A 21256-nucleotide genomic window follows, 5' to 3' on the forward strand; every position below is an offset into this window, starting at 1 on the left:
CTTACTGATTCCCCGGAGCTTTCATGGCTGACCTCATCGTCGATGGCGCACAACCGGTGTCCGGCACCATCCGGCCGTCCGGCAACAAGAACGCGGTGCTGCCCATGCTCTGCGCTACCTTGCTGACCGACGAAGCGGTGACGCTGACCAACGTCCCGGAAATCAGCGATATCGACAAACTGGTCGAGTATTTCCGCTCCAAGGGCTCGCGTGTACAACGCAGCCTCGAGGCACAGACGCTGACCATCCAGCATGACTTCAAGGCCTTCGCCACGACCGACGCCGAACTGCCGGTGGGCATTCGCGCCGCCGTGCTGCTGCTGGCCCCGGTGCTGCTGCGCAGCGACCACCTGATCTTCGATACCGAGGCCAAGGGCTGTGCGCTTGGCGTGCGCGAGATCGACCCGCACCTCGAGATCCTCGAACGCTTCGGCGGCACCATCGCCGGCACGCACCCGTACCGCATCGAGCGCCGCAACCAGATCAGGGGCGTCGATCTCTGGCCCGACTACGCCTCGGTCACCGCCACCGAGACCTTTGTGATGATCGCGGCGCTGGCGCACGGCACCTCGACCATGAACAACGCCGCCTCCGAGCCACACGTGCAGGCGCTTTGCGACATGCTGGCGGCGATGGGTGCCGATATCGACGGCATCGGCACCTCGCGGCTGACGGTGCGCGGCGTGGGCAAGCTGTCCGGCACCACCGCCCGCGTCCCGGACGATCACCACGAGGTCGCAACCTTCCTCGCCATCGGCGCGGTCACCGGTGGCCGGCTGACCGTCGAGACCGATATGGGCCCGCAGCTGACCCTGATCCTCCGCCAGTTCGGCAAGCTCGGGCTGGAGTTCGAGGTCGAGGAGGGCAAGGTCACGGCCACCGGCTGGACCCGCAAGGTCACCGAGCCCTACACCGCCGAGATGCTGCCCAAGATCGAGGCGGCGCCCTGGCCGTATTTCCCGGCCGACCTGTTGCCGCACGCCATCGGCATTTCGGTGGGCTGTACCGGCGACATCCTGTTCTGGAACAAGGTCTATGAGGGGGCGCTCGGCTGGAGCGCTGAGCTCCTGAAGTTCGGCGCCCGCGTGCACCTCTCCGACCCGCATCGCCTCGTGGTGTTCGGCGGCAACCCGCTGCGCCCGGCAACGGTCGAGGCGCCCTACATCATCCGCGTCGTCGTGGCGCTGCTGCTGGCGGCGATCCAGATCCCCGGCGAGTCGCGCATCAAGAATGCCGACCCGATCCGTCGCGCTTACCCGCACTTCGTCGAAAAGCTGACCAAGCTTGGCGCCAAGGTGCGCTGGGAGTAGGGGCGCGACGCGTCCACGAAAGTCATTGTGGAGACCGCACGTGGGATATCTGCTCGGCCTGGTCACGCTGGTGCTTGTATTCAGGTGGGTGCGGGGCCTGGTCGTTTATTTTCTTCGCCGCGATGAGTATGGAAACATCATCAAGACGAAGATGTTCTACGGCGAGGAGGGCGGGACCAAAGAGGTCGGCATAAAGAACCAGCTGTTCTTTTCGTATCCCCTTGGGATCCTGATTGCTGGTTTTCTGACCTACGCGGCGTTCTTCTGGCAGAAGTGAAGGACCTCAAGCGGCCGTGCGCTTGGGGTGGCTCGGGCGAACCCGCGCCGGTCAGTCCGGCTTCGCCATCCAGCGGATGATCCAGGTCGCCGGGTAGAACCAGCTCATCCCCATCACGGCGAAGAAGCCGATGAGCAGCCACCACACCGCGGCGCCCAGGAAGCTCATGTAGATCCACATGCCGAGCACCGACCAGACCAGCAGCGAGCCGAGGATCAGGACGGTGCCGAGGAGTTTGCGGGTGGACTGGGTCATGGCATCATAGCTTCCGATGCGGCATCGCGGCCATTGTAAGGGGGCGCTGCCGGGAGTAGTTCGGGGCCGAAAGGAACCCATCTTGGCTCTCAGCGCAACCGAACAATCCGTCACACCATCAACGCCGGCCACCGACCGGCTGCGGCCGGTCCGCCTCTGGCTCTATGGCATGGCGCTGCTGGTCTTGATCATGGTGGTGGTCGGCGGCGCGACGCGGTTGACCGAATCCGGCTTGTCGATCACCTCTTGGAAGCCGATTTCGGGCACCATCCCGCCGCTCAGCGCTGCCGACTGGCAGGCCGAATTCGACGCCTATAAGCAGATCCCGCAAGGCGTGCAGAATGCCTGGATGGGGATCGAGGACTTCAAGTCGATCTTCTGGTGGGAGTGGGCGCACCGCTTCCTCGGTCGCGTCATCGGCTTCGCCTTCGCCATCCCGTTCGTGGTGTTCCTGTTCCAGCGCCGTTTCAACTGGAGCCTTGCGGCGCCGCTCGCCGGGCTCTTCGTGCTCGGCGGCTTCCAGGGCTTTCTCGGCTGGTGGATGGTCTCGTCCGGCCTGTCGGAACTGACTTCGGTGTCGCAATACCGGCTGGCCGCCCATCTGGGCGCCGCCTCGCTGCTGTTCATCGCACTGATCTGGGTGGCGCGCCGGCTCGAACCCGCCAAGCCCGCCAGTCCCGCCGGCTGGCCGGTCTGGGGGCTGCTGGCGCTGATCCTCATCCAGATCGTCGCCGGCGCCTTCGTTGCCGGGCTCGATGCCGGCATGGGCTATAACACCTGGCCGCTGATGGATGGGGCGCTGATCCCGCGCGGCCTCGATGTCGTCGAGCCGTTCTGGAAGAACTTGTTTGAGAACACCCTCACCGTGCAGTTCATCCACCGGATGATCGCCTATGCTGTGGTGCTCTATGTCGGCTGGCTGCTGTGGCGCCAGTCGAAGCGCGGCGGTTTTGGCGGCGTGCATGGCTGGCTGCCGCGCATCTCGCTGCTGATCCTGCTGCAGGTCGGGCTCGGCATTGCCACGCTCCTCAGCATGGTGCCGATCTCGCTGGCGCTCGGCCACCAGGCCCTGGCCTTCATGTTGGCCGGGCTGGTGACGGCCTATCTGGCGGATACGACGGCGCGAAGGGCCTAGCAGCGGCGCTGCCCCATACTCGCTGTCATCCCCGCGAAAGCGGGGAACTCCGTTCGCGATCGTGCCTCACACGAGAAAACAGAGGTTCCCGCTTTCGCGGGAATGATCCGGTGGGGACGGGTGGCGTTTTGGCAGGTGGCGATGTCGTTTGATTTCAATGACTTAGTATGTGGTATCATAATACCAACTGCGCAAGTAATTGAAATTGAAGGGTAAAATCTTTCCGCTTGACGCTTCCCGGTCGCGTCCGTATATCCGCGCCACGAATACGGGGCAGGGGTCACTCTGCCTGCTTTCAAGGAAAACGAGATGAGCACCTACACGGCGAAGCCGGACGAGATCCAGAAGAAGTGGATCCTGATCGACGCCAAGGATCTGGTGGTTGGCCGTGTCGCCTCCATCATCGCCATGCGTCTGCGCGGCAAGCACCTGCCGACCTACACCCCGCACATGGATACCGGCGACCACGTCGTCGTGATCAATGCCGACAAGGTGAAGCTGACCGGCAAGAAGCTCGATCAGCGCCGGTTCTTCTGGCACACCGGGCATCCGGGCGGCATCAAGGACCGGACCCAGCGTCAGCTGCTCGAGGGCCGTTTCCCCGAGCGCGTGCTCGAGAACGCCGTCCGCCGGATGATCCCGGAAGGCCCGCTCGGCCGCAAGCAGTACGGCAACCTGCGCGTCTATGCCGGTGAGACCCACCCGCATGAGGCCCAGGCGCCCGTGAAGCTCGACGTCGCTTCGTTCAACTCCAAGAATGTGAGGGCCAAGTAATGGCCGAGACCATCAATTCGCTCGAAGACCTGGGCGCTGCCAACGTCGTCGCTGTTGCTGCCGATGCTCCCGTGCACGTGCAGAAGCTCGACGCGCAGGGCCGTGCCTATGCCACCGGCAAGCGCAAGAACGCTATCGCCCGCGTCTGGATCAAGCCGGGTGCCGGCAAGATCACCGTCAACGGCAAGGAGTTCAACGCCTTCTTCGCCCGTCCGGTGCTCCAGATGGTGCTGCAGCAGCCGATCGTCGCCGCTGCGCGCGTCGACCAGTACGACGTCATCGCCACCGTTTCGGGCGGCGGTCTGTCGGGCCAGGCCGGTGCCGTCCGTCACGGCATCTCCAAGGCTCTGACCTATTTCGAGCCCGAGCTGCGCGGCGTGCTGAAGGCCGGCGGCTTCCTCACTCGCGACAGCCGCGTGGTCGAGCGTAAGAAGTACGGCAAGGCGAAGGCCCGTCGTTCCTTCCAGTTCTCCAAGCGTTAAGCTTCGAGTTTCAGATTTGCCGAGGGGCCGGAGCGATCCGGCCCCTTTGCTTTTGGCGTCTGTCCAAGTTACCCATTGCCCGCCTTCAGACGAGCAGCCAATGCCGCAGCCCAAGACCGTTCTCATCGTCACCGATGCCTGGCACCCGCAGATCAACGGGGTGGTGCGCTCGATCGAGCTGGTGATCAAGGAGATGGAGAAGCGCGGTATCGCGGTAAAGCTCCTGACCCCGAACGAGTTCAAGACCTTCCCGATGCCCGGCTATGGCGAAATCCGCCTGAGCCGGACGCTGATGAAGCCGGTCTATGCACGGATCGAGGCTGCGGCGCCCGACGCCATCCACATCGCCACCGAGGGCCCGCTCGGCATCATGGCGCGCCGCTGGTGCCGGAAGCACCGGTTCGCGTTCTCGACCGCCTACCACACGCAGTTCCCGGAATACCTGCGGGCGCGGTTGCCGGTGCCGCTGCGCTGGAGCTACCGGTTCCTGCGCTGGTTCCACGGCGCGGCAAAATACTGCCTCGTCGGCACACCGCACCTGAAGACCCTGCTCGAGCAGCGCGGCTTCACCAATGCGGTGATCTGGCAGAAGGGCGTCGATACCGAGCTGTTCAACCCGGCCCGACGCGAGCCGCTTGCCTATGACGGCCCGGTGTTCCTCTATGTCGGCCGCGTCGCGGTGGAAAAGAACATCGAGGCGTTCGTCTCGCTCGACCTGCCCGGCACCAAGCTGGTGGTGGGGGGAGGGCCGAGCCTCGAGAAGCTGAAGGCCGAATACCCCCACGTGGTGTTCGTCGGCCCCAAACAGGGCGAGGAGCTGGCGAGGCTCTTCGCCTCGGCGGACGTGTTCGTGTTCCCTTCCAAGACCGACACCTTTGGCCTGGTGCTGCTCGAGGCCCTGGCCAGCGGCACCCCGGTGGCGGCCTTCCCGGTGACCGGGCCGATCGACGTGATCGGCGATGCCCCGGTCGGCGTGCTCGACCACGACCTCAAGGCCGCGGCGCTCAAGGCGCTCGACGTGTCCCGCGATGGCTGCCGCGACTATGCCGAGCAGTTCTCCTGGGCGGCCAGCACCGACCAGTTCCTTGAGTATCTGCCGGTGAAGGGCGATGTTCGTTCGTCTTGACTCTAATTAGAGTGTTTTCTAAATAAGGCTCATCGCCACGCGAGCGGGTCTTATGGGTATCAACGCCGTCTTCGAAGCGCTGTCGCACCCGGTGCGCCGGGAAATCCTCCAGCTCCTCAGGGGCGGGCCGATGTCTGCCGGCGCGCTGGCGGAGCACTTCACGCTGAGTAAGCCCACGCTCTCCGTGCACTTCGCCAAACTGAAGGAGGCCGAGCTCGTCGCCGTCGAGCGACAGGGCACCAGCCTCATCTATCACCTCAACATGTCCATTCTCGAAGAGGCTCTCTCGGGCCTAATGAGCTTTAAGGAGCCCAAGTCATGAGCCCGCTGTTCACCCCGATCCGCATCGCGCTGCTCGTCGCTCTCGTCGCGGCCTTCGCCGCGGGCCTGGCGTTGGTCCCGGCCGGCACGATGCTGCCGGTCCATTGGGGCGTCGGCGGCGAGGCGGATGGCTTCCTGCCGCGCGAGTGGGCACTGCTCATGCCGCTGCTGATGGTGCTATTCGTCTGGGCGATCTTCTTTGTCGTCGGCCGGGTCGCCAAGCCATCCGATGCCGCCGCCGGACGGCACCCCGCCGGCGTGGTGATCACCGCGCTGATTGGCCTCGCCCTGGTGATCGAAGCCGCGACGGTGCTGATCGGCATCGGCGTCGCGGTCAGCATGGTGCAGGTGCTCGGGCTTGCACTCGGCGTGCTGTTGGTGGTTCTCGGCAACGCCATGCCGAAGTCCCAATCCAACAGCTTCGCGGGCATCCGCCTGCCGACCACATTGGGCGACGCCGCCAACTGGCAGGCCACCCACCGTCTCACCGGGCTGCTCTGCATCATCGCCGGACTCGTGCTGATCGTTGCAGCGGCGCTGCTCCCTGCGCCAGCCCTGATCTGGTGGCTGCTCGGCTGCGTCTTCGCGCCGATCCTGATCGGGGTCGTGTACTCATTGGCCTACGCCAGACGACAGCGGGCTTGACCATCGGCCGTTGTCGCCACTAAAGCTCCGTAATCCTCGCTCAGGGTTTGGACATGACTCAGGGAGTAGCAGCGCCAATCGCAGCCGCCGGTTTTGCAGCCGCAGCGGTCGCGCGCGCTAGCGCCGCCGCTCGCTAGCTCTCCCCGAGCGCCGCCATGCGGCTGGGGAGAGCGGAACCTACCGAGCCTGGCGATCGTGATCGCCGCTTAACTGAGTCAAAACCATAATTCCGCGATAATCGGCGCCTCACTGAAGGCGTCGCGGCACGACGGGGAGCGTTTCCAGGAAAAGTTGCAGACTTTTCCGGTTCGGAAGCGTGACAAGTCCTCTACTGCATCGCGGGTCCACCGAGGTTCCAATGAACGAAGATTTCCACCGCATCCGCCGCCTTCCGCCCTACGTCTTCGCCCATATCGATCCGATCAAGGCCAAGCTCCGCGCCAACGGCGTCGATATCATCGACCTCGGCATGGGCAACCCGGATATGCCGACCCCGCAGCACATCGTCGACAAGCTCAAGGAGACGGTGAAGGATCCGCGCACCCACCGCTATTCCTCGTCCAAGGGTATCCCCGGGCTCAGGAAGGCCCAGGCGAGTTACTACGGTCGCCGCTTCGGCGTGAAGGTGAACCCCGACACCCAGGTCGTCGCGACGCTCGGCTCCAAGGAAGGCTTCGCCAACATGGCTGCGGCGATCACCGCGCCGGGCGACGTGGTGCTGGTGCCCAACCCGACCTATCCGATCCATGCCTTCGGCTTCATCATGAGCGGCGGCGTCGTCCGCTCCATGCCGGCCGAGCCGGACGAGAATTTCATGCGGGCCCTCGATCGCGCCGTGCGGCACTCGATCCCCAAGCCGATCGCGCTGATCCTCAACTACCCGGCCAATCCCACCGCCTATACGGCGTCGCTGGATTTCTACAAGGAAGTGGTCAAGTACTGCCGCGAGCACTCGATCTTCATCCTCTCCGATCTCGCCTATTCCGAGATCTATTTCGATGACGAAGTGCCGCCCTCGGTGCTGCAGGTGGAAGGCGCGATGGACATCACGGTGGAGTTCACCTCGATGTCCAAGACCTACTCCATGCCCGGCTGGCGCGTCGGCTTTGCCGTCGGCAACGAACGGCTGATCGCGGCGCTGACCCGTGTGAAGTCGTATCTCGACTATGGCGCCTTCACCCCGATCCAGGTCGCCGCCGCGTCGGCCCTCAACGGCCCGGATAGCGTCATCGAGGATGTGCGCACCGTCTATCGCGACCGTCGCGATGTGATGGTCGAGAGCTTCGGCCGCGCCGGCTGGCACATCCCGTCGCCCAAGGCGACGATGTTTGCCTGGGCCCCGATCCCCGATCAGTTCGCCCATCTCGGTTCGCTCGAGTTTGCCAAACTGCTGATCCAGGAAACCGGCGTCGCCGTCGCCCCGGGCGTCGGCTTCGGCGAGTATGGCGACCAGTACATCCGGCTCGCCTTGGTCGAGAACGAGCAGCGCATCCGGCAGGCGGCGCGCAACATCAAGAAGTTCCTGCAGAGCCAGCCGAGCCACGGCAACGTCGTGCCCATCACCGTGGCGAAGTAGGGCGGTCAGATCAGAGTTTGCAACGGCCCGGTCAATGACCGGGCCGTTTGCCTTTGTGAGCGCCACCACAGCTTCCCCTCACTCGGCGTCATCCCCGCGGGGTGTGGCGAACGCCCGAATCCCCTTGCTCCAATAACATGACTGTGGTTATCAGCTTTCAGCTTGGAGGCCATGTCATGTTCCGTCGACTTCTTGTTGCGCTCGCCCTGCTGTTCGCCGCCGCTCCGGCGCTGGCGCTGGCGCTGGCGCAGTCCTTTCCGGTCACCGTCAAGCACGCCTTCGGAGAGACGGTGATCGAGAAGGCGCCCGAGCGGATCGTTACCTGGGGCTGGGGTAACCATGATGCGTTGCTGGCACTGGGGGTGGTCCCTGTGGCCATGCCGTTCTCCACCTATGGCGGCGGCGATAATGGCCTCCATCCCTGGGTGGAAGAGAAGCTGACGCAGCTCGGCGCGGCGACGCCGGTCCAACTCGCGGACAGCTCGGACATCCCGTTCGAGCAGATCGCCGCCCAGAAGCCGGATGTGATCATCGCGGTGTTCTCGGGCATCAGCGCCGAGCAGTATGCCCGTCTGAGCCAGATCGCGCCGACCGTCGCCTATCCGGATCAGCCGTGGAGCACGCCGTGGCAGGACGTGACCAGAATCGTCGGTCAGATCGTCGGCAAGCCGGCGGAGGCCGAACAGCTGGTCGCCGATACGCTGAAATTCGTCACCGACGAGGCAGCGAAGTATCCCGAAATCGCCGGCACCAGCTTTGCCGGGGTCAACGACTTCGACGGCTCGATCGCCGTCTATGACGCGCTCGATGCGCGCATGAAGTTCCTCACCGATATCGGCCTGGTGCTGGCGCCCAGCGTCACCGAGCTCTCACCCAAGGACGGCTCGTTCTATTACCCGCTGAGCTACGAGCTGTTCGACCAGCTCACGAGCGACATCCTCATCACCTATTACGAGACGCAGGCCGCTTCGGACGAGTTCTTCGCAAAGCCCTACGCGCAGAGCCAGCCGCAGTATCAGAAGGGCGCTTTCGCCTCGCTGGTCGGCATCGAATATGTGGCCGCTGTTTCGCCGCCAAGTGCGCTGTCGCTGCGCTGGGGCTTTCCGCATTACGCCGAAATCATCGCTGCGGCCGCCCGCAACGCAAGGAAGTGAGATCTCACATGAAGCTGGTCCTCCACGCCATCGCGGCGCTGTTCCTCGCGCTGCTCGCTTCGCCCGCGCTCTCGCAGAGCTTTCCCGTCACCATCAAGCACGCGCTGGGCGAGACGGTGATCCCGGCCGCGCCACAACGCATTGTGACGCTCGGCTGGTCTTCGACCGATGCCGCCATCGCGCTCGGCACCGTGCCGGTCGGCTTTCCAAGCTTCCGCTCGGCCGGCTTCGACAAGGACATCGTGCCCTGGGTGGAGGAGGGCATCGCCAAGGCCGGTGGCGCCACGCCCGTGACCTTCGACGATAGCGCCGGTGCACCGATCGAAAGGATCGCCGCGCTGAAACCCGACCTGATCCTTGCGGTCTACTCGGGCATCAGCGAGGACGAGTACAAGCTCCTGAGCCAGATCGCTCCGGTTGTGGCTTACCCCGAGCATCCCTGGACGGCGACCTGGCAGCAGGTGATCACCATCTCCGGCGAGGCGATGGGCAAGCCTGCCGAAGCGACGGCGCTGGTCGCCGAGCTCGAGACCTTCATCAGGGCCGAGGCGGCCAGGTACCCGGCGCTGTCAGGCAAGAGTGCCGTGACGCTGATCGACTACAACGGCGCTGCTGCTATCCATTCGGCCGATGACGCGCGCGCCAAGCTGCTGGCGCTGGCCGGGCTGGTGATCCCGCCCAAACCCCAGGCTGCCGGTGCCAACGAGGGCTTTTGGTATCCGCTGAGCTACGAGAATTTCGACCAGATCCCGGCCGACATCCTGATCGGCTTCTTCAACTCACCCGAGCTGGCTGACGAGTTCTTTGCCCGCCCCTATATCGCAGCCGCTCCGCAGGTGAAGAGCGGCGCCTATGTGAGGATGGACGACCGCATCCTCAACATGTCGGTGATCTCCTCGAGCGCCCTGTCGATCAAATGGGGCATGCAGCGCTACTTCGAAAAGCTCGCCGCGGCGGCCGAGCACGTCGGGAAGTAGCAGCGTTCAAGTAGACCACGGGTTGATCAGTTCAACGCCGCAGCCCTCGAAGTCGCCGTCCCGCGTTGCGACAGCGGCACCACGCGACAAGGCGATGGCCGCGATTTGGGCATCAAGGGGGAGGATGGGGCGCCCAATTCGCACCCTGCCTGCGACGATGCCAGCATAACTTGCCGCGTCTGCCTCGGTGAACGGCAGAACTCGCTCCGCGAAGCGTTCGAGAATTGCCGCCACGAGCTGGGTCAATGCGGCTTTTCGCTTGCCGTCGGCTAGACGTTCGACGCCGAACAGCAGCTCCGCTTTGGTCACGGCCGTGGTCGCAAGGCTCTGGCGAGGTTGTACATCCATCCAGGCAACGACCCGTGGGTCCGCCTCAACCCTTATCAATTCGGACAGCACATTGGTGTCGAGGATGATCACTCGTCGAAGATATCCGGCAGTGGGCGCGCCGGCCCGCGAGGCGGGAGATCGAGCTCAATGCCGCCAGTTGCTTCCACAAGCTTGCGAATTTCGCTGCCGAGGCCGCCCTCTGTTCTCCCGGGCGCGTCCAGCTCCCGACGAAGGATGACTCTCGCTTCTTCTTCCATCGACCGATTGTTGGCTGCAGCCCTCCGTCGCAGCCGACCCTTGAGATCGTCATCGAGCTTGCGAATGGTGAGTGAACTCATAACAAGCGCTCCGATGCATTCATTGCATGCAATGCTATCACTCCGTGCCCTCGCCATCAATCCTATTGACGGATAGGGTCTTTCCTATCCATAGCTCTCGCACCAATTCCGAGAGCTGTTCTTATGTCCGATATCCAGTCGTTCCGCCAATCCGTCGAAGCCTTCATTGCGGCGCGCGGTTGGACCCCGACCCGGTTCGGACGGACCATCGCCGGCGACCCGCTATTTGTGTTCGACCTCAGGGAAGGGCGCGAGCCGCGCTCGGATACCCGGACCCGGATTCTCAAGTCGATGCAGGACCACGCGGACGCTGCGCTCGAGGCGCCGCTGCGTATCGGCGTTGCCGGCCTCGGCAATGTCGGCGCGACGCTGGTCCGCATCATCCAGAAGGATGGCGAGGAGCTGACCCGCAAGCTCGGTCGCAAGATCACCGTCACCGCCGTTTGCGCCCGCTCGCGCAGCCGCGACCGCGGCATCGATGCGAGCAATCTCGAGTGGTTCGACGATCCGGTGGCGCTGGCAAAATCCGACAGCATCGACCTGTTCGTCGAGTTGATCGGCGGCGAGGACGGGCCGGCTTTGGCCGCCGTGAAAGCTGCGCTGGAGATCGGCCGGCCGGTGGTCACCGCCAACAAGGCGCTGCTGGCCCGGCATGGTGTGAACCTCGCCAGGGCGGCCGAGGAATCGGGCGCCCAGCTCGGCTTCGAAGCGGCGGTGGCCGGCGGCATCCCCGTCATCAAGACGCTGCGCGAGGGCCTCGGCTCGGCCCGCATCGCCCGCGTCTATGGCATCATGAACGGCACCTGCAACTACATCCTGACCCGCATGGGCAACGAGGGTATCAGCTTCGCCGAGTGCCTCGCCGATGCGCAGAAGCTGGGCTATGCCGAGGCCGATCCGAGCTTCGACGTCGACGGTTTCGACACCGCGCACAAGCTCGCTATTCTCGCCTCGCTCTGCTTCGGCTGCGAGATCGCGCCGGACGAGATTTTCGTCGAGGGCATCACCAGCATCAGCCAGGCTGATATCAAGGTGGCCGGCGATCTGGGCTACAAGATCAAGCTGCTCGGCATCGCCCAGCGCTCGGCCGACGGCATCGACCAGCGCGTGCACCCGACGCTGGTGCCCAAGACCTCGGCGGTGGCCGGTGTCGATGGGGTGCTGAACGCGGTGGCGCTCGAAACCGACCATGTGCACGAGTTGCTGCTCGCCGGCCCGGGCGCCGGCGGCCCGCCGACGGCGTCCTCGGTGCTCTCGGATATCCTCGACATCGCCCGCGGCACGCGGGTGCCGCCGCTCGGCGTACCAGTGGCGGAGCTGACGCCCTATCGGCGCGCCCCGATCCGCGAGCACGAGGGCGGCTATTACATCCGACTAAATGTCAGGGACGTGCCCGGCGCGTTTGCCGCTATTGCTACCCGCATGGGTGCCGCCGGCATTTCTCTCGAAAGCGTCATCCAGCGTCCGGATTTGCGTGTTAGCGAGCCGGGCGTGACGGGGACCGAGTCCCGCACGGTGGTGCTGCTCACGCACTCCACCATGGAGCAGACCGTCCGCGACGCCCTCCAGGCGATCAAGGGCGACGGCTTCATCGTCGGCGATCCGCAGATGATCCGGATCGAGCAACTCTAGGAGCGCTTTCAGGAAAAGTTGCAGACTTTTCCACCTCGAAAGCGCGACACATCAATGCCCAGGAGCATTTCACCGCTTCAACGAAGCGGTAAAGTGTCCGGGAGCCCTCCCGGCGTTGCGGTTCGGGATGGCGACCGCATAGGCCACGTAATGCCCCGTGCGGCGGGGCAGGGAGTGTTCATGAAGCTCAGCAAGTCCGATACCGACCGGCAGGCGGCCATCGACCGTTCGCTCACCCTCGAACTGGTGCGTGTCACCGAAGCGGCGGCGCTCGCCGCCGCCACCTGGCGCGGCAAGGGCGACGAGAAGGCGGCCGATGCCGCCGCCGTCGAAGCGATGCGCGGCGAGATGGGGAACGTCCACATCCATGGCCGGATCGTCATCGGTGAGGGCGAGCGCGACGAGGCGCCGATGCTGTTCATCGGTGAGGAAGTGGGCGCCGGCGACGGCCCGGAGGTCGATATCGCCGTCGATCCGCTCGAAGGCACGACGCTGTGCGCCAAGAACCAGCCGGATTCGATCTGCGTACTGGCGATGGCCGAGCGCGGCGGGCTGCTGAACGCCCCGGACGTCTACATGCACAAGATCGCCATCGGCGCCGGCTACCCCGCGGGCCTCGTCGACCTCGATGCGGGCGCTACCGTCAACGTCAAGGCGCTGGCCAAGGCCAAGGGCGTACCGGTGAACGAGATCACCGCCTGCGTGCTGGATCGACCCCGCCATGCTGCGCTGATCGATGACCTGCGCACCGCCGGCGTCGCCATCAAACTGATCTCGGACGGCGACATCGCCGGCATCATCCACGCGGTGAACACTGAAGATACCGGCATCGATATCTATCTCGGCTCCGGCGGCGCCCCTGAGGGGGTCCTGGCCGCGGCGGCGCTGCGCTGCATCGGCGGCCAGATGCAGGGCAAGCTGATCCTCGATACTGATGAGAAGCGCGCCCGCGCGCTGAAAATGGGCATCACCGATCCGAACCGGAAATACCGCACCGACGAGCTGGCTTCCGGCGACGTGCTGTTCGCCGCTACCGGCGTCACCGACGGCACCCTGTTGAGCGGCGTGCGCTACGGCAAGAATACGGTTCGCACCAATACCGTCGTGATGCGCTCCTGGAGCCAGACGGTCCGCTGGATCACCGCGGAGCATCACCGCTAGCTTGATTGGGCATAGCGCTTGTGGCGTTCTGCCCGTTCGAGGAGGGCGCTATGGCGAGCAAAGATGACGTGCAGGTCGAAGCGCTGATGGCGGCGCTCGACCATCCGCTGAAGCCCGAAATCGAAGCGCTGCGTACAACCATCAAGTCCGCAGCACCCGAGTTGGGTGAGCGGGTCAAGTGGAATGCGCCCAGTTACTATCTCGGCCCGCACGACATGGCGGCGTTCAACCTGCGTCAGAGCAGCTTCGTGCAACTGGTGCTGGTGTTCCCGGGAGGCCTGATGATCGAGGATCGGCGCGGGCTGCTCGAGGGCGACTACAAGGATCGGCGCCTGTTGCGGGTCGACTCGATGGCCGATGTCGAGCACAAGCGGCCGGCCATCGAGGCCGTGGTCAGGCAGTGGGTGGCGCTGGTTTCGGCGTTACCCTGAAATGAAAACGGGCCGCCCACTGGGCGGCCCGCTCGCATTCGGTAATCGGAAGCTTACGCTTCCTGGATGGCGCTGATCAGCCAGCGGCTGCCGTTCTGGCGCTGGAAGGTCCAGACCTCGGTGGTCTCGGTGATCCGATCGTCGCCGGAGACGATCTCACCGGTGCCGCGGTTACGGGTGACGTCGCGGCTCTCGTAGCGCATCGCCACGCTCGCGTAGTCGGTGCCGTCTTCCCGCCAGGCTTCGGCCACGTCGCCGGCGAGAAGGTTCACATCGAACACCTCGTTGCGCAGGCCCTTGGAGGCGTTCTCGCCCAGTTCCTCGGCAAGGTAGCCCATCACTTCGGGCGTGGTGATCCGGCGGAGCGCCGCATAGTCCTCGCGCGAGTAGGCGTCCTGCATCTCCTTGAGCTGGCTCTCGAAAGTGCCGAGGTCCTGGTCGGTGATGCCAACCTCATCGCGCCGGCCGGCACGCTGCGAAGCTGCCGAGCGCGGGCCGCGCGGAGCCGCAGCGCCACCGCCGCCGCCATAGGTGCGGGCCGTGTTCTGTGCCTCGTAGTTCAACGGGCCGCCGGCCATGGCCGGGCGCTGCTGCCGGCGCCTGAGGAAGAAGCTGACGATAAGGCCGATGATCGCCACCTGCACCAAGAGGGCAAGCATGCCGCCGAAACCGCCGAAGCCGAACCCGAACAGCATGCCGAACAGACCGGAGAACAGGAAGCCGCCGAGCAGCGCGCCGCCAAAACCGCCGAACAGGCTGGGGCGGGCCGGTGTCGTGGCATTACCCACGGTATTCCGCGTCGTGCTGTTGGTCATCGTGTTCTGCACCGGCGCCGTGGTGTTCGGCGACACCTGGGTAGACGGCACGCTCCGCTCGGTACGGATGCCGCGGCTGCCAAAGCTGCCGCCGCGCCGCGCTTCTGCGGTATCGACCGCAACCAGCGAGAAGGCCATGATCAGAGTGGCAAGGAGGGCCGAAAACCGGAAGCCCTTCGAAGCGAACATTGTGGTTCCCCATGTAAAACGTTGGGGTTGATATGGGGACCTTTGCCACCCGGCGCTAGACCTTTCGTCGCCCGCTTGTCCGTTTTTCATCGGTTCGCCGTCCGGCCCCTTGGCTGCCGCCCTGATCCCGGCGGGAAAACCGCCATGGCACCCTCGACTATCACTTGCTTTCTGCTTACCTCGCGGGGTGATGGACGAGCCGCGCCCCAACTTCCTCGACGTATCGAATTCCGCCTTGGGCCGCGCCTGGGTGGATCGGCTCGATCCGGCGGCAGCGCGGACTGCCGCGGCCATCGGCCAGCGCACGAACCTCTCGGAGATTCTCGCCCGCATCGTCGCCGGGCGTGGGGTCGGCGTCGATGCCGCCGAGATCTATCTGCAGCCGACCATCCGCGAGCTGATGCCCGACCCCTCGACGCTCGCCGGCATGGATGCTTTGGCCGAGCGGCTGGCCAGCGCCATCACCGACAACGAGCCGGTGGCGCTGTTCGGCGACTATGACGTAGACGGCGCCTGCTCCTGTGCGCTGATGGCCCGCTACCTCCGGCATTTCGGGCTCGACCCCCAGGTGCATATCCCCGACCGCATCTTCGAGGGTTATGGTCCCAACACCACCGCGATCGACAAGCTGGTCGACGGCGGCGCCAAGCTGCTGATTACGCTCGACTGCGGCACCACCAGCGATGGCCCGATCGCCCATGCCCGCGAACGTGGCCTCGACGTACTGGTGATCGACCATCACTTGTCCGACGCCGAGCTGCCGCGGGCCAATGCACTGGTCAACCCCAACCGCCCCGATGACATCTCCGGCCTCGGCTACCTCTGCGCGGCCGGCGTCACCTTCATGGTGCTGGTGGCGACCAACCGGCTGCTGAAGCAACGCGGCGACACGGGCCTGCCCAACCTGATGACGATGATCGACCTCGTGGCGCTGGCGACGGTCTGCGATGTCGTGCCGCTGAAGGGGCTGAACCGCGCATTCGTGGCGCGCGGCCTCGAGGTGGCGCGCACCGGTTCCAACCGCGGCATCGGTGCCCTGGCGCTGGCGGCGCGGCTTTCCGGTCCGCTCAATGCGTATCATCTCGGTTACCTGATTGGACCGCGCATCAATGCCGGCGGCCGCATCGGCGATGCGGCGCTCGGCACCAGGTTGCTGTCGCTCGACGACGAGCAACAGGCGCTGATGATCGCGGCGCAGCTCAACGAACTGAACTCGGAGCGCCAGCGCATCGAAGTCGAGGCGGTGGAGGAGGCGGCGCGCGCCGCCGAGGCCGAGATCGGCGGCGGCGAGGGGCCGCCCGTACTGGTGCTGGCCTCGGCCAACTGGCACCCCGGCGTGGTCGGTCTGATCGCGGCGCGGCTGCGCGAGCGCTTCGAACGCCCGACCTTCGCCATCGCGCTGGCCCCCGACGGCACCGGCACCGGCTCGGGCCGCTCGATGCCGGGTGTCGACCTTGGTAGCGCCGTGATCGAGGCGGTAGAGCTGGGTCTCGCGGTGAAGGGCGGCGGGCACGCCATGGCGGCTGGCGTGACACTGAAGCCGGGGCAGCTCGGGCCGTTCCGTGCCCACGTCACCGACCGGCTGGGCAACAGCGTCAGCGCGGCGCGGGCGCTCACCGCGCTCGAGATCGATGCGGCGATGACGGCGCGTGGCGCCAACCCGCAATTCGTGCATGAGATCGAGCGGGCAGGGCCGTTCGGCGCCGGCAACCCACAGCCGGTGTTTGCCTTTCCGGCGCACAAGGCGAAGTTCGCCGAGATCGTCGGCGCCGGTGGGCATGTGAAGTTCACCTTGACCGCCGACGATGGCGCGCGACTCAAGGCCATTGCCTTCCGCGCCGCCACTACCGCGCTCGGCGAAGCGTTGCTGAGCGCCGGCAACGACACCCCGCTGCACATGGCGGGGACGCTGTCGATCGACCATTGGCAAGGCCGCGAAGAAGCGCAGTTCCGCCTGCTGGATGCGGCGCGACCGGGCGGTCGCTAGCCGCTCGAGCGGGTGCTCTGAGGGTTGAAAGTCATGCTTGCATATCCACTTATGACGACTAAAGTGCTGCCCTAATTCACGGGGAGCCCCGTTGCTCGGTCGCGTCTTTGCGGCCCCGCGGCGGCGCTGGTTTGGCCGCTCGGCGGAGCGGACTTAGTCTGGAATGTTGCGTCATGGATAAGCTTGCGGTTGAAACGAGGGCAGCGTCGCCCACGCCGTGGACCCATCTGCTCTCGACCGTTGCGGCCTTTCTCGGCAAGCGGCTGATCGGCCGCCCCAAGCACGGCGCGGTCACCATCACTTTCCCGAATGGCAAGACCCGCACCTTCGGCGACCCGTCGACCGGGGTGCATGCGCAGCTGACGCTGCACAACTTCAAGGTGTTGCAGAAGACCCTGCAGCGCGGCACCGTTGGCTTCGCCCAGGCCTATATCGACGGCGACGTCGAGATCGAGGACCTGACGGCGCTGTTCCGCTATTTCCTGCAGAACCGTGACGTGCTCGATAGCGGCGAGAACTCCTGGTACGGCCGGGCCGCCCAGGACTTCACCTACCACCTGAGTCGGCACAACTCGAAAGAGGGGTCCAAGAAGAACATCTCCGAGCATTACGACCTCGGCAACGACTTCTATGCCGAGTGGCTCGACCCTTCGATGACCTATTCCTCGGCCCTGTTCACCTCCGACGAGCAGTCGCTCACCGATGCGCAGCACACCAAGTACCGCCGCGTCGCCGAGCTGGCCGGCGTCAAGGCAGGGCACCGCGTGCTGGAGATCGGCTGTGGTTGGGGCGGCTTTGCCGAAACCGCTGCCAAGGACTTCGGCGCCGAAGTCTACGGCATCACGCTCTCGGCCGAGCAGCTGAAATATGCCAACGAGCGCCTTGAGCGGCAGGGGCTCGACCAGCTCGCCACCATGCATTTCGAAGATTATCGCGATACCCGCGGCGATTTCGACCACGTCGCCTCGATCGAAATGATCGAAGCCGTTGGCGAAGAGCACTGGCCGAGCTACTTCAAGACCGTGCACGATCGGCTGAAACCGGGCGGCACCGCGGCGATCCAGGCGATCACCATCGGCGAGCAGGATTTCCACGATTATCGGGCGCGTCCGGATTTCATCCAGCGCTTCATCTTCCCCGGCGGCATGCTGCTGACCAAGACCGCCATGCAGGAGCAGGGCGACAAGGTCGGGCTCATCCTCGAGAATGTCGAGACCTTCCGGCTGAGCTATGCCAGGACGCTGAAGCTTTGGCGCGAGCGCTTCCTCGACCGCTGGAATGACATCAAGAAGCTCGGCTACACCGAGGAATTCCGCCGCAAGTGGGTGTATTACCTCAGCTATTGCGAAGCGGGCTTCTTCGAAGGCTCGATCGACGTCGGCATCTACCAGTACCGGCGGCCGGCCTGAATGGCTGAAGCGCGATGAAGCAGAGCTGAACAGCTCGGCTTGGATCGGTTCAAAAACCTCCCCCTACGGTGCGTTGTCACCATAGGGAGATGGAGATGGACCGGTCCACCGAGTTCGACGCCTGGAGCGTCGGCCACAACTACGAGCAGTATATGGGGCGCTGGAGCCGGCAACTGGCCGGGCGTTTCCTCGATTGGCTGGAGCCGCCGCGCGGCGCCGATTGGCTCGACATCGGCTGCGGCACCGGCGCCCTCACCGGCGCCATCCTCGAACGGGTGGCCCCGCGCTCGATCCTCGCACTCGATCCGTCAGCGGATTTCGTCGCTTACGCCCGCAGGGCCGTCGGCGATGACCGCGCCAGCTTCATCGTTGGCGACGCCACGGCGTTGCCGGCGACCGCAAGCGTCGATGTCGCCGCAGCGGCGCTGGTTCTCAACTTCCTTCCCGACCGGGTGGCGGCGCTGCGCCAGATGCAGCGAGTGCTGAAACCGGGCGGCATGCTGGCCTTCTACGTCTGGGACTATCCCCGCGGCGGCATGGAAATGATCGACGTGTTCTGGAAGGCCGCGGCAGAAATCGACCCGCACGCCGCTGCGCTCGATGAAGCGTTGCGCTTCCCGTTCTGCACCGACGCTGGGCTGGCGGCGCTGAGCCGCGATGCCGGTCTCGCCGCGCCTGATATCGAGACCATCGAAATCGACACCGAGTTCGCCGACTTCGAGGCCTTCTGGCACCCGTTCACGCTCGGGGCAGGGCCGGCCCCCGGCTATTGCACGAAGCTGCCGGCTGAAGCGCGAGAAGCCTTGCGGCAGCGCCTGGCGAAACGGCTCGGCAACGGGCCGATCCGCCTCGCTGCGCGGGCCTGGGCGGTGAAGGCCCGGCGATAGCGGCAGTGTCAGATGCCGATACCGCCGACCGGCTCGGTTGCGGCGATCGTCTCGAACTTGGCGATCAGCAGCCGGCCGCGCGAGATCGCGTCCTTTACCTGCGGCAATGCCAGCGAAGCGCGATGTGCTTCGCTGCTTTCCCAGACCTCGGTGACATAGATGGCATCGGCGTCATCAGTGGCTTTGGCCACGACGTAGCTGATGCATCCGGCCATGGTGCCGCCCGGCGTCAGGATGGCGATGAGCTCGTCGCGCTTGCCCGGCGCTGTGGTGATCCGGCCGATCAGCCCGTACATCAGCCGCTTCCCACCAGCGTATCCCGATAGAACTTCAGTACCGCACCCGCGTTGACGCCGACCGCGATGCGCTGGCTTGGCCGGCCGTCCCACGCGCCGGGCGGATAGTTCCGTCCATCCGGCTTGATGATGGTCTGCCCGATGGCGATGCCCTCGGTGACCACCCGGATCGCACCCGTCTCCATTTGGTAGAACTCGGGATGCAGCGCCAGCGCCACGGCGCTCGAATCGTGCACGTAGAAGCCGTCGAGCCCGGCGCTTTCGCGGTGGAAGTTCTGGTAGAACGCCGAAATGGCGCGAACGAACGCCCCATCCTCGCCGGCGGCTGCGAGCTCGGCCACGTAGGTTTCCGTCATCACTGTCGCCTGCGTCACGTCGAGCCCGGCAATGGCGATGGGCCACGCCGCACCGAACACGATGTCGGCGGCATCCGGATCGCCCCAGATATTGGCCTCGGCCACCGGGGTGACGTTGCCGGTATGGCCGTTGCGGCCGAAGGCGCCGCCCATCACCACGATCTGCCTGACCAGCCCGACGATCTCCGGCGCCTCGCGCATGGCGCGCTCGAGATTGGTCATCCGTCCCACGGCGATGATGGTGACCTCGCCCGGATCGGCCTTCACCAGGTCGATGATCAGCTGATGCGCCGGGCGTGGATCGGCGGCGGCGGTGATATCAGGCAGGTCGATATCGCCCAGCCCGTTCATGCCGTGGACGAAGGTCGGTGGCGCATCCGGCTCGCCCACCAGCGGTGCGCCCGCACCCCCGGCCACCGGCGCGGAGAAACCGAGTTTCTGCTTCAGATACAGGGCGTTGCGCGTCGTCGTCGCGATGTCGGCATTGCCGAACACGGTGGTGACGCCAATAAGCTCAATCCGCTTGTGGCGGGCGAGGAGCAGCAGGGCCATGGCGTCGTCGACGCCCGGGTCGGTATCGTAGATGACTTTGAGTGTTTGCATGCCCGCCATCATGCATGCCCGCGCCCGCCGCGCCAGTCTCGCCACCACGCTGCCCAATACTCTGGCAGCTCTGCCTCATCATGTAAGGCCGTGGGCAGTTGCGGCTCAGCCCGCGCTCGTTAGTTACGAGCGCCAAGTGTTCGGCGCGTTCGAGGACAAGGTCTCGCGCGCCCCTAAGCTTGCATTCGTGAAATTTGGGCGCATCTTTGCATAAAATATCCGGCGCCTAGTGCTCTCGTCCCGACGACGCACTTGTGCGAAACTCATTCCAGATGGCAGAACGCCAGCGGAATCGGTGATAACGGTTCCGTGAACAGCAGGGGTGACCTCTCGATGGCCAAGGCGCTCTACCTCGTGATCCAGAGCCGCGATAACTGGTGGGTCGATTTCGAGGGCAAGGCGCACGGCCCGTTCCCCTCCCGCTCCAACGCCGCCCTCGAAGCCCAGTCGCTGGCCCGGTTCCAGGCCCATAGCGGTCGCGAGGCCGAAGTGCTGGTTCCCGACGAGCAGGGCCGCTACTGGGTCGTCTGGTCGAGCCTCTCGGATAACGGCCGGACCTTCAGCCCGTATCGGGTGGCGAGTTAAGCCTGTCTAGAGCGCTTGGCTACCCCTCACCCTAAACCCTCTCCCCAGAGGGGAGAGGGGACGTGTGTGGCACGGCCGGTGAGCCCATCGCCCCCTCTCCCCTCTGGGGACTGTTGCGCAGTTGGCGAGGGCTGGTGGTTTGGGCCGCAGGCGTAGCCCTGAGGGGGCGGTTCTGGCGGCTTTTGCTGAGTAGGATTGGTAAGTG

25 protein-coding genes are annotated in these 21256 nt (G+C 65.3%); 19 read left to right on the top strand and 6 right to left on the bottom strand.

Annotated features, from left to right (window positions below; genetic code table 11):
- The first annotated feature begins 23 nt into the window (after positions 1–23).
- On the top strand, positions 24–1310 hold the full coding sequence (locus ASC89_RS11945) for a UDP-N-acetylglucosamine 1-carboxyvinyltransferase (protein ID WP_055878859.1): 1287 nt from the start codon (positions 24–26) through the stop codon (positions 1308–1310).
- A gap of 40 nt (positions 1311–1350) precedes the next feature.
- Complete coding sequence (locus tag ASC89_RS11950; RefSeq protein WP_055878857.1) at positions 1351–1587, top strand: hypothetical protein; 237 nt, start codon at positions 1351–1353, stop codon at positions 1585–1587.
- Positions 1588–1638: 51 nt separating this feature from the next.
- Here the strand turns inward: ASC89_RS11950 and ASC89_RS11955 are convergent, their stop codons facing one another.
- On the bottom strand, positions 1639–1842 hold the full coding sequence (locus ASC89_RS11955; protein WP_055878854.1) for a DUF2842 domain-containing protein: 204 nt from the start codon (positions 1840–1842) through the stop codon (positions 1639–1641).
- Positions 1843–1924: 82 nt separating this feature from the next.
- Here ASC89_RS11955 and ASC89_RS11960 point away from each other — a divergent pair, with 82 nt between their 5' ends.
- The 9 genes from ASC89_RS11960 to ASC89_RS12000 all read left to right on the top strand — a co-directional run bounded on the left by ASC89_RS11960 (position 1925) and on the right by ASC89_RS12000 (position 10032).
- The gene (locus ASC89_RS11960; protein ID WP_055878850.1) at positions 1925–2977 is read left to right on the top strand and encodes a COX15/CtaA family protein; all 1053 of its coding nucleotides are present in this window, start codon (positions 1925–1927) and stop codon (positions 2975–2977) included.
- 309 nt (positions 2978–3286) lie between these two features.
- On the top strand, positions 3287–3751 hold the full coding sequence (rplM, locus tag ASC89_RS11965; protein ID WP_055878849.1) for a 50S ribosomal protein L13: 465 nt from the start codon (positions 3287–3289) through the stop codon (positions 3749–3751).
- A complete protein-coding gene (rpsI, locus tag ASC89_RS11970; RefSeq protein WP_055997900.1) occupies positions 3751–4233 on the top strand; it encodes a 30S ribosomal protein S9 in 483 nt (160 codons plus the stop codon). The genes rplM and rpsI overlap by 1 nt, the downstream gene beginning before the upstream one ends.
- 100 nt (positions 4234–4333) lie before the next feature.
- On the top strand, positions 4334–5359 hold the full coding sequence (locus ASC89_RS11975; protein WP_055997903.1) for a glycosyltransferase family 1 protein: 1026 nt from the start codon (positions 4334–4336) through the stop codon (positions 5357–5359).
- 52 nt (positions 5360–5411) lie between these two features.
- The gene (locus tag ASC89_RS11980) at positions 5412–5681 is read left to right on the top strand and encodes an autorepressor SdpR family transcription factor (RefSeq protein WP_244488447.1); all 270 of its coding nucleotides are present in this window, start codon (positions 5412–5414) and stop codon (positions 5679–5681) included.
- Positions 5678–6325, top strand: a complete 648-nt coding sequence (locus ASC89_RS11985; RefSeq protein WP_055997906.1) for an SdpI family protein — start codon at positions 5678–5680, stop codon at positions 6323–6325. Before ASC89_RS11980 ends, ASC89_RS11985 begins: the two co-directional genes overlap by 4 nt.
- Positions 6326–6683: 358 nt before the next feature.
- Complete coding sequence (locus tag ASC89_RS11990) at positions 6684–7901, top strand: LL-diaminopimelate aminotransferase (RefSeq protein WP_055878839.1); 1218 nt, start codon at positions 6684–6686, stop codon at positions 7899–7901.
- 176 nt (positions 7902–8077) lie between these two features.
- The gene (locus ASC89_RS11995; protein WP_055997909.1) at positions 8078–9055 is read left to right on the top strand and encodes an iron-siderophore ABC transporter substrate-binding protein; all 978 of its coding nucleotides are present in this window, start codon (positions 8078–8080) and stop codon (positions 9053–9055) included.
- Between the two features lie 8 nt (positions 9056–9063).
- The gene (locus tag ASC89_RS12000) at positions 9064–10032 is read left to right on the top strand and encodes an iron-siderophore ABC transporter substrate-binding protein (protein ID WP_055997912.1); all 969 of its coding nucleotides are present in this window, start codon (positions 9064–9066) and stop codon (positions 10030–10032) included.
- A 6-nt stretch (positions 10033–10038) separates the two neighbouring features.
- On the opposite strand, the gene ASC89_RS12005 is transcribed toward ASC89_RS12000, so the two are convergent.
- Together ASC89_RS12005 and ASC89_RS12010 are read right to left on the bottom strand one after the other, a co-directional pair.
- Positions 10039–10452: a type II toxin-antitoxin system VapC family toxin gene (locus ASC89_RS12005; RefSeq protein ID WP_055997915.1), complete on the bottom strand. Its 414-nt coding sequence runs from the start codon at positions 10450–10452 to the stop codon at positions 10039–10041.
- Complete coding sequence (locus tag ASC89_RS12010) at positions 10449–10700, bottom strand: FitA-like ribbon-helix-helix domain-containing protein (RefSeq protein ID WP_055878828.1); 252 nt, start codon at positions 10698–10700, stop codon at positions 10449–10451. Before ASC89_RS12010 ends, ASC89_RS12005 begins: the two co-directional genes overlap by 4 nt.
- Positions 10701–10991: 291 nt before the next feature.
- On the opposite strand from ASC89_RS12010, the gene ASC89_RS12015 reads away from it, so the two are divergent.
- The 3 genes from ASC89_RS12015 (at position 10992) to ASC89_RS12025 (ending at position 13924) form a co-directional block, all read left to right on the top strand.
- Positions 10992–12332: a homoserine dehydrogenase gene (locus tag ASC89_RS12015; protein ID WP_055998071.1), complete on the top strand. Its 1341-nt coding sequence runs from the start codon at positions 10992–10994 to the stop codon at positions 12330–12332.
- 180 nt (positions 12333–12512) lie between these two features.
- Entirely contained in the window at positions 12513–13493 is a 981-nt protein-coding gene (glpX, locus tag ASC89_RS12020) for a class II fructose-bisphosphatase (RefSeq protein ID WP_055878826.1), read from the top strand.
- 50 nt (positions 13494–13543) lie between these two features.
- Positions 13544–13924: a DUF1801 domain-containing protein gene (locus tag ASC89_RS12025; protein WP_055997918.1), complete on the top strand. Its 381-nt coding sequence runs from the start codon at positions 13544–13546 to the stop codon at positions 13922–13924.
- A 53-nt stretch (positions 13925–13977) separates the two neighbouring features.
- On the opposite strand, the gene ASC89_RS12030 is transcribed toward ASC89_RS12025, so the two are convergent.
- Complete coding sequence (locus ASC89_RS12030) at positions 13978–14928, bottom strand: TIM44-like domain-containing protein (protein ID WP_082533318.1); 951 nt, start codon at positions 14926–14928, stop codon at positions 13978–13980.
- 190 nt (positions 14929–15118) lie between these two features.
- On the opposite strand from ASC89_RS12030, the gene recJ reads away from it, so the two are divergent.
- The 3 genes from recJ to ASC89_RS12045 all read left to right on the top strand — a co-directional run bounded on the left by recJ (position 15119) and on the right by ASC89_RS12045 (position 19211).
- Complete coding sequence (gene recJ / locus ASC89_RS12035) at positions 15119–16915, top strand: single-stranded-DNA-specific exonuclease RecJ (protein ID WP_055997922.1); 1797 nt, start codon at positions 15119–15121, stop codon at positions 16913–16915.
- A gap of 173 nt (positions 16916–17088) precedes the next feature.
- The gene (locus ASC89_RS12040) at positions 17089–18324 is read left to right on the top strand and encodes a cyclopropane-fatty-acyl-phospholipid synthase family protein (RefSeq protein WP_082528080.1); all 1236 of its coding nucleotides are present in this window, start codon (positions 17089–17091) and stop codon (positions 18322–18324) included.
- Between the two features lie 95 nt (positions 18325–18419).
- The gene (locus tag ASC89_RS12045; RefSeq protein ID WP_055997925.1) at positions 18420–19211 is read left to right on the top strand and encodes a class I SAM-dependent methyltransferase; all 792 of its coding nucleotides are present in this window, start codon (positions 18420–18422) and stop codon (positions 19209–19211) included.
- Between the two features lie 8 nt (positions 19212–19219).
- Here the strand turns inward: ASC89_RS12045 and ASC89_RS12050 are convergent, their stop codons facing one another.
- The gene (locus tag ASC89_RS12050) at positions 19220–19507 is read right to left on the bottom strand and encodes an antibiotic biosynthesis monooxygenase family protein (RefSeq protein WP_055878815.1); all 288 of its coding nucleotides are present in this window, start codon (positions 19505–19507) and stop codon (positions 19220–19222) included.
- On the bottom strand, positions 19507–20466 hold the full coding sequence (locus ASC89_RS12055; protein WP_055997928.1) for a nucleoside hydrolase: 960 nt from the start codon (positions 20464–20466) through the stop codon (positions 19507–19509). Before ASC89_RS12055 ends, ASC89_RS12050 begins: the two co-directional genes overlap by 1 nt.
- On the opposite strand from ASC89_RS12055, the gene ASC89_RS12060 reads away from it, so the two are divergent.
- Positions 20465–20680: a hypothetical protein gene (locus ASC89_RS12060; protein ID WP_055997931.1), complete on the top strand. Its 216-nt coding sequence runs from the start codon at positions 20465–20467 to the stop codon at positions 20678–20680. The two genes, ASC89_RS12055 and ASC89_RS12060, sit on opposite strands and share 2 nt — an antisense overlap.
- Positions 20681–20775: 95 nt before the next feature.
- A complete protein-coding gene (locus ASC89_RS12065; protein ID WP_156384587.1) occupies positions 20776–21051 on the top strand; it encodes a hypothetical protein in 276 nt (91 codons plus the stop codon).
- The last annotated feature ends 205 nt before the right edge of the window (positions 21052–21256 follow it).

It is taken from the genome of Devosia sp. Root413D1 (assembly GCF_001425235.1).
Classification (GTDB): Bacteria; Pseudomonadota; Alphaproteobacteria; order Rhizobiales; family Devosiaceae; genus Devosia_A.